This is a genomic window from Marivita sp., from assembly GCF_020055675.1.
Taxonomy (GTDB): domain Bacteria; phylum Pseudomonadota; class Alphaproteobacteria; order Rhodobacterales; family Rhodobacteraceae; genus Marivita.
The window spans coordinates 22577-30152 of record NZ_JAIPUS010000032.1 but is presented as its reverse complement, the minus strand read 5'-3'; the positions used below and the strand labels follow the sequence as shown (position 1 = coordinate 30152).

General features: G+C 58.9%; 7 protein-coding genes. All 7 read left to right on the top strand.

All coding sequences use genetic code 11. The features are described 5' to 3' along the window. The first annotated feature begins 857 nt into the window (after positions 1-857). The 7 genes from LCF59_RS15335 (at position 858) to LCF59_RS15305 (ending at position 7576) form a co-directional block, all read left to right on the top strand. The gene (locus tag LCF59_RS15335) at positions 858-1058 is read left to right on the top strand and encodes a hypothetical protein (protein WP_292288491.1); all 201 of its coding nucleotides are present in this window, start codon (positions 858-860) and stop codon (positions 1056-1058) included. A gap of 80 nt (positions 1059-1138) precedes the next feature. Next, positions 1139-1327: a hypothetical protein gene (locus LCF59_RS15330; RefSeq protein ID WP_292288490.1), complete on the top strand. Its 189-nt coding sequence runs from the start codon at positions 1139-1141 to the stop codon at positions 1325-1327. 218 nt (positions 1328-1545) lie between these two features. Further along, on the top strand, positions 1546-2403 hold the full coding sequence (gene cpaB, locus LCF59_RS15325; protein WP_292288489.1) for a Flp pilus assembly protein CpaB: 858 nt from the start codon (positions 1546-1548) through the stop codon (positions 2401-2403). Between the two features lie 195 nt (positions 2404-2598). Then, a complete protein-coding gene (locus LCF59_RS15320) occupies positions 2599-4020 on the top strand; it encodes a type II and III secretion system protein family protein (RefSeq protein WP_292288488.1) in 1422 nt (473 codons plus the stop codon). 4 nt (positions 4021-4024) lie between these two features. Beyond that, positions 4025-4699: an OmpA family protein gene (locus LCF59_RS15315; RefSeq protein ID WP_292288487.1), complete on the top strand. Its 675-nt coding sequence runs from the start codon at positions 4025-4027 to the stop codon at positions 4697-4699. Positions 4700-4892: 193 nt separating this feature from the next. After that, on the top strand, positions 4893-6131 hold the full coding sequence (locus tag LCF59_RS15310) for an AAA family ATPase (protein WP_292288486.1): 1239 nt from the start codon (positions 4893-4895) through the stop codon (positions 6129-6131). A gap of 11 nt (positions 6132-6142) precedes the next feature. Then, positions 6143-7576, top strand: coding sequence for a CpaF family protein (locus LCF59_RS15305; RefSeq protein ID WP_292288485.1), 1434 nt, complete (start codon positions 6143-6145; stop codon positions 7574-7576).

The window sequence follows — 7576 nt, the reverse complement described above, 5'->3', positions numbered from 1 at the left end:
GAGCACGTAGATGATATCCGGTCCGGGCGTGAACGCCAGGATCAGGGATGCGGCGGAAAAGAGCAGAATCTGATCGAGGGAAAGCTTGCAACCTCCTTGTGGTTTGGGAGGAGATAGCGTTACGCAGGGAAGATGGCAATGCGGAAGGGGCGGGGCTGCAGGGGGCGTTGTATGAAAATCGAACAGCGGGATTGGTCTGTGTGTAAAATTATTGGACGGTTCCACAGGAGGAAGTGTTTTTCGGTTTTGTATCCTTCGAGATGATTGGATTTTCTTGGAGGGCTGGACCATGCTGGTTCGGCATTGTTTATGCAAATGGAAAGTTAGGGGAACCAATTGAACAAGAGTAAGGAGATCGTCATGAACGCACGGCATATGAAGAGACCATGTCTGACGGGGGTGATTCTGGTTGTTTTTCTGGTAGCCGGATGCGTCGGGTCCGCATGGGCCGGGCCCATGCAAAGCGGGATGGCCAGGGCTGCCACCGCAAGACGACGTTTCATGTGCAGGCTCCTGCTCGATGCCCGTTTCATTGAACATAGTATGACACAATCCGATCCGCGAAACCATTTCGTTTCTGAATCGTCCCCGAAGCCTTCATGCAAAGGACCAAATTGCCGCCAGAAAAGCAGCGAATTTACCAAATTATCAATTTTTTATTGTTCAAAAACAGTAGGTTGTGATTATTTTTCAGCGTTTTTCCGCAAGCTACAAAATCGGACGATTACAGCCAAACTGCTGCCCCAATCCGGCGACTATAACAGGGACATCCAAGACGGGATGGAGCGAAAGAGAGAGCGCTCCGAACACGTCCCGAGCTTGGCCAACGTGAGCAAACCTAGGACTAGGAGACAAACATGATCAATTTCATCAAAAACTTCCGCAAGGATGAAGACGGCGCCGTGACAGTTGACTGGGTCGTTCTGACCGCAGCCGTTGTCGGCCTCGCAATTGCCGCCTATGGCGCAATCCAGAGCAGCACAGAGACCGTTCTGACAGACACCGGCACTGCGGTGGACGGCGCGTCCGCTTGGCTCGAAACTGACGATGGCACCTAAATAACGCCACCTCGTCATCCGAGCAATTCTTGGAAAGGCGCAACACTGCGCCTTTCCATACCCACCAACGGGAGCTGTCCATGTTTAATGCGTTGAAACGTTTTCTTGGTCGCGACGATGGCGCCGTAACGGTGGATTGGGTCATCGTGACCGCCGCTGTTGTCGGGATTGTCATTGCAGCCTTGCCGGCATTCCGCGGTGAAGTCACCGAAGTGTCCGACGCGACCGGCGCACGTCTGGACGAATACAGTCAAAACCTCGATTATTAAGCGGTCGGCCTGGACCACTGGGCCGATGACTGCACCACGTACACATGACTTGAGGGCGTGCCATGGCACGCCTTAATCATGTCTGCCGCCCCCCGCGCAAGACTCCGCAGTTTCGCCACAATCTTCCCATCAGGCCGACAAATTCACCCGGCAGAACACGCATCAAATCCTGCTCCAGCACACGGAAGATGCACGATCGGAACAGGTAAGGAGGCACTATGCGTATCGTCTTTGGACTTGTCTTGCTCGCCGGCTTGGCGCTTGCCGGCTTTGCCGTCTACATGGCGCAGAATTACATTGGCGCGTATCAAACCGCGCTTGAACAAGAACGGACGCGGACGGAAGGCAATGTCCCGGTCCAGGGCATTTACGTTGCCACCCGCGCGATCGACTACGGCGAACCCATCACCTCGGAGGACATGGCGCTTGCCCCCTGGCCCAAGCAAATCCTGCCCGAGACCTATTTCGACAAGGAAAATCCGTTGACGGTCGAAGGCGCCGCGCCGCGCGTCGCCCTGCGCACCATCGAGAAACACGAAGCCTTCATGGACGTCAAGGTGAGCGAACCCGGCGCCGATGCAGGTTTGACGTCGCGGCTGGAACGCGGCCAACGCGCCTTTGCGATCAAGGTCGATGTGGCCACGGGCGTGTCCGGCTTTCTCCGACCCAGCGACCGGGTCGACGTCTATTGGACCGGACGTGTCCGCAATTCGGATCGAAGTGGCGGGTCAGGAGACGTGACCAAGCTGATCGAGACCGGCGTAAAGCTCATCGCGATCGATCAGAAATCCCAGGCACAGACATCCGCGACGACAATCGCGCGCACCGTGACCGTTGCGGCCACTCCGCAGCAGGTTGCCGCCCTGGCCCAGGCGCAATCAACAGGGCGCTTGTCCCTGTCGCTCATGGGGCGGGACGACACGACCGTTGCCAACGTGATCGAGGTCGATCAGCGGTCGCTGCTTGGCCTTGCAGAGCGTGCCGAACCCGTTGAGGTGGAAAAACAGGAAACCTGCACCATCCGCACGCGCAAAGGTGGCGACGTGGTCGAGATGCCCATTCCTTGTACGAATTGAGTGGCCAGCCACTACATAGGGACATTTCAGGCCGAAGAGGTTTGAACAGGGCGCAACAAGTTGTTGCGCCTTATCCACATGAGCCATGCGACCGAAATCATTGATTCTTGCAATAAATCAAGACTTGGCGCAGGTTAGCACCAATATCGGGCGAAAAGACCCAAAAAACGAGGCGTGATCGGAAAGGCAGGTCACATGTACACGAGCAGATCCCTCAAGGCCGCCCTGTTGGGTGCGGTCCTTGCCATTTCTCCGGTGGCGCATGCGGCTTTTGCCGAAAACGTGCGTGTCATCCGAACAAATACCCAATCCGCCCTGAACGTCCCGATGAATCGCGCTGTTGTGGTGGAAAGCGATGTCGCCTTCGCAGAGCTCAGCATCGCGAACCCGTCGATCGCCGACATCTCGTCGCTGTCGGAACGAACGATCTATGTGCTTGGCAAGACACCCGGGACCACGACCCTGACCATCCTGGACGCGAACGGCCAGTTGATCACGAATGTTGATGTCCGGGTTGCGCCGGATTTGAGCGAATTCAAAGAACGGCTTCGCCAGATTTTCCCGGATGAAAAGATCGAAGTGCGCACCGCCAATGACGGGATCGTCCTGTCGGGCACTGTATCGAGCACACCGAAATTGCAACGCGCGCTTGATCTTGCGGAACGCTATGCGCCCGAAAGAGTGTCCAACCTCATGTCCGTTGGTGGCGTGCAGCAGGTGATGCTCAAGGTACGCTTCGCCGAAATGCAGCGATCCGTATCGAAGTCGCTCCAGGCATCACTGGCAACAGGCGGGTCTGTCCTCGATGGGGATCTCGGCCTTGAGCTTGGAACGGGCAATGCCGGACAAAGCGCCGCCGTCGACAGTGTTTCGCAAAAGCTCGGCCCCTCCGCCGGTGCACAAAACGCGATTCTCTTCGGGTTCAATGCCGGGGGGCTCGAAGTGGGTATCCTGCTCGAGGCCTTGGAATCGAAAGGCGTGGTGCGCACGCTGGCCGAACCGAACCTGACGTCATTGTCCGGCCAGGAGGCAAAGTTTCTTGCCGGTGGCGAATATCCCGTGCCGGTCGCACAGGAAGAAGGCGCGATCACCGTCGAATTCAAACCATTCGGCGTCGAGCTGAACTTCATTCCCCGCGTATTGGACGACGATCTGATCAATCTCGAACTTGAGGCGGCGGTCTCGTCTATCGACGCCGCCAACGGCATCGACATCGGCGCAATCCGCATCGACGGGTTCCGTCGCCGCGAGACAAGCACAACTGTCGAGCTCCGAGACGGTGAAAGTTTTGCCATTGCGGGGCTGCTTCAGGATGACTTTCGCGATCTGAACGATCAAGTGCCTTGGCTGGGTGACATTCCGGTGCTTGGCGCCCTCTTCCGCAGCGCCGAATACCAGCGCGAACAGTCCGAGCTGGTGATCATTATCACGCCGCACCTCGTGACACCGACACGCGGCGAAGCGCTGGCGCTTCCAACCGATCGTGTCCGTCCCCCGACCGAAAAAGACCTGTTCCTCTTCGGACGCGTCGCCGATGATACGAAAAGGCTTGGCGGTGCGGCAGGCGAAGTGGCCAAGCAGGACTTCAACGGCTCCTACGGCTATGTGATGGATTGAGACAATGGCACTTCAAAAAAACATCCGGATCCCCGTAGCCTTGACCGGTCTGGCGCTGCTGGCCGCATGTGCAGGCAGCGATCCGGTTTACAGCGCCTTCAACCGCGAAGCGGGGGCCTTGGTCGATACGGGCAATTTCGGCAACTCCACGATGAACAACACGCAAGTCATGAATGGCGAAAAGCGCCATGTCTATGATCTGTCCCAACGGTTCGCCAGCGAAGTCATGACGACTGTCAACTTTGCCTTCAACGACGCAAATCTCGACAGCGGGGCGCGGGACACCCTGCGCGAACAGGCACAGTGGATCCGTCAATTTCCGGAAATCCATTTCCGTGTTTACGGCCATACCGACAAGGTCGGCAGCGAAGCGTATAACAAGCGTCTGGGACTGCGCCGCGCCAGTGCAGTGGTCGATTTCCTGGTATCGCAGGGCATAAGCAAATCACGGCTCGAAGCGGTGGTGTCCTACGGCGAAACCCAGCCGCTGATCGTCACCGAAGGCCGCGAACGCCGAAACCGGCGCACCGTGACAGAGGTTTCGGGCTTCGTGGAGGCCCATCCGACAGTGTTGGATGGGCGCTATGCCGAAATCATCTACCGCGAATACGTGAACAGCGCCACGCCGCCAACAACCCTGGACGGGGTCCAGGGAAGCGACTTCCAGGCGGGTCAATAAAGGCAACGGCCCCCTCGGGGGCCATGCCTGCGGCCTGCAATACCGTACAATTTCGGTAATTCGGCCCCAATGTTGCCAAGTTTTCCACCGACTCTCGAACAGTAGCAGTGCTTCCCGAGCGAGTCGGGAGTGGCGTGTCTGTCATTGCAGAATGCAATTCAGGCGCGTCTCGAAGCGAGAGGAAACGAGGCAAATGACGAGCACCCTTCCAAGCACCCCGGAACCGGCACCGATCGTTGCGTGCACGATCAGCCGGGATGTTCAGGAATTCGACCTCCTGATCGAAGACATGGAAGCCGTCCTGGGAGAAGCCTGGGGCGACCTGGGGTTCAGCGAGGCCATGCATTTCTTCGCACAAGACGACGGCGAAGACCTGGAATTCGTGGCCTTGGCGATCGACTCCGAAGACGAACACACCGTCGAACACCTCTCCGCGATCATCACCGCCGCCAAAAAGCGCAACATCAAGGTTGTCCTGATTGCCGACGACGTCACGCCGTCGGCATTGCATCATCTGCTGCGTCAAGGCGCCGACGAATTCGTGCCCTACCCTCTCCCCGAGGGTGAACTGGCCGCGGCCATCGACCGGATGCGCACCCAGGCCGTCGCAGCGGCGGCCTCTCCCGAAGGTGCAGGCGTGAAACTGTCGGACGACGGGGATGGCGTCATCATCGCCGTCCAGGGCATGGCCGGCGGGTGCGGGGCCAGCACCTTCGCGACGAACCTCGCCTGGGAACTGGCCACCGTCACCAAGGATGATCCACCCCGCGTGTGCATCATGGACCTCGGACTGCAATTCGGTGCGGTGTCGACCTATCTCGATGTCCCGCGCCGCGAAGCCGTGCTGGAACTGCTGACCGACATCGAAACGATGGATGGCGAAAGCTTTGGCCAGGCGCTCGTGACATTCGAAGAAAAACTGCAAGTCTTCACGTCTCCCGCCGACCTGCCGCCGCTGGACATCATCGGCCAGTCAGACGTTCAGGCATTGCTGGATACCGCCTCCCGCCACTTTGATTTCGTGGTCGTGGACATGCCGCCCAGCCTTGTTCAATGGTCCGAGACGGTGCTCTATGCCGCCCAGGTGTATTTCGGCGTGATCGAACTCGACATGCGGTCGGCCCAGAACACGTTCCGCCTCAAGCGCGCGTTGCAATCCGAAGACCTGCCATTCGAAAAGATCCGGTTCATGCTGAACCGCGCCCCGCGCTTTTCCGATCTTCAGGGCAAGAGCCGGTTGAAACGCATGCAGGAAAGCCTCGAAATCACGGTCGATCTGCACTTCCCCGACGGCGGGCGCGCGGTGGCGGAAGCCGGCGATCACGGTCAGCCCCTTGGCCTGCAACACCCCAGGAACCCGCTGCGCAAGGAAATCGCCAAGCTGGCACAATCACTTTACGAGGTCGGTCGCTCCGACGCCGACGCGGCCTGAGGAGAGCAGCCATGTTTTCGCGCTACAAGAAACAAACGACAGAGCCGGTTTCAGCACCGGCCGCGACCCGCGAGACGCCGGCCAATTCCCCCGGTCCGGCAAAGGCCATGCGCAAGGTTTTGCCCAAAACAAGCGCAGTGTCCGTCACGGCAGACAAGGACAAGAAACGCAAGGAGCGGCTGTCCGAAATCAAGCTGGAACTGCACAGGGCGCTGCTCGACAATCTCAACCTGGCCGCTCTGGACCAGGCGACCGAAGCCGAGCTGAAAGAAGAAATCAGCGCGATCACCACCGAGAGCCTTCACGAAAAGGGCATGGTGCTCAACCGCGAAGAGCGGACCGCCCTGAACCAGGAACTCTATGACGAAGTGAAGGGGCTCGGCCCGCTCGAAACGCTTTTGAAGGACGACACCGTCAGCGATATCCTGGTCAACGGCCCGCACAGGATCTTTGTTGAACGCAGCGGGCGGCTTGAACTGAGCGACGTTACCTTCAAGGATGAACGCCACCTGATGCGGATCATCGACAAGATCGTCTCCGCCGTCGGTCGCCGCGTCGATGAATCGAACCCCTATGTCGACGCGCGTCTTCAGGACGGGTCGCGTTTCAACGCGATGGTGCCGCCGATCGCGGTGGATGGCAGCCTCGTCTCGATCCGTAAATTCAAGACAGACAAGCTCAGCATCGATGACCTGGTAAATTTCGGTGCCTTCTCCGAAGAGATGGCAGTCTACCTCCAGGCGGCCGTGGCGACGCGGCTGAACATCATCGTGTCAGGCGGTACGGGCTCGGGGAAAACCACCACGCTCAACGCGCTGTCCTCTTTCATCGACGACCGCGAACGCATCCTGACGATCGAGGACACGGCGGAACTCCAACTCCAGCAGACCCATGTCGGCCGGATGGAAAGCCGCCCTCCCAACGTTGAAGGCAAAGGCGCGGTCAGCCCGCGCGACTGTCTCAAGAACGCGCTGCGGATGCGTCCCGACCGCATCATCGTCGGCGAAACCCGCGGCGAGGAAGTGATCGACATGCTTCAGGCCATGAACACCGGCCACGACGGGTCGATGACCACGATCCACGCCAACAGCGCCCGCGACGGTGTCAGCCGCCTGGAAAACATGATCGCCATGGCCGGGATCGAAATGCCGCTCAAGGCGATGCGATCGCAGGTTTCGTCGGCTGTGCATCTGATCGTGCAGGTCAGCCGCCTCCAGGACGGCTCGCGCCGCATGACCTCGATCACGGAAGTGACCGGGATGGAGGGCGAGGTGATCTCCATGCAGGAGATCTTCCGCTATCAGCGCGTCGGCCTCACACCCGAGAACAAGATCATCGGCCATTTCACCGCCTCCGGTGTGCGGTCGAACTTCTCGGAACGTTTCAAGATGTGGGGCTACGACCTGCCCCCGTCGATATATGAACCCTTCAACGGGAATCACTGA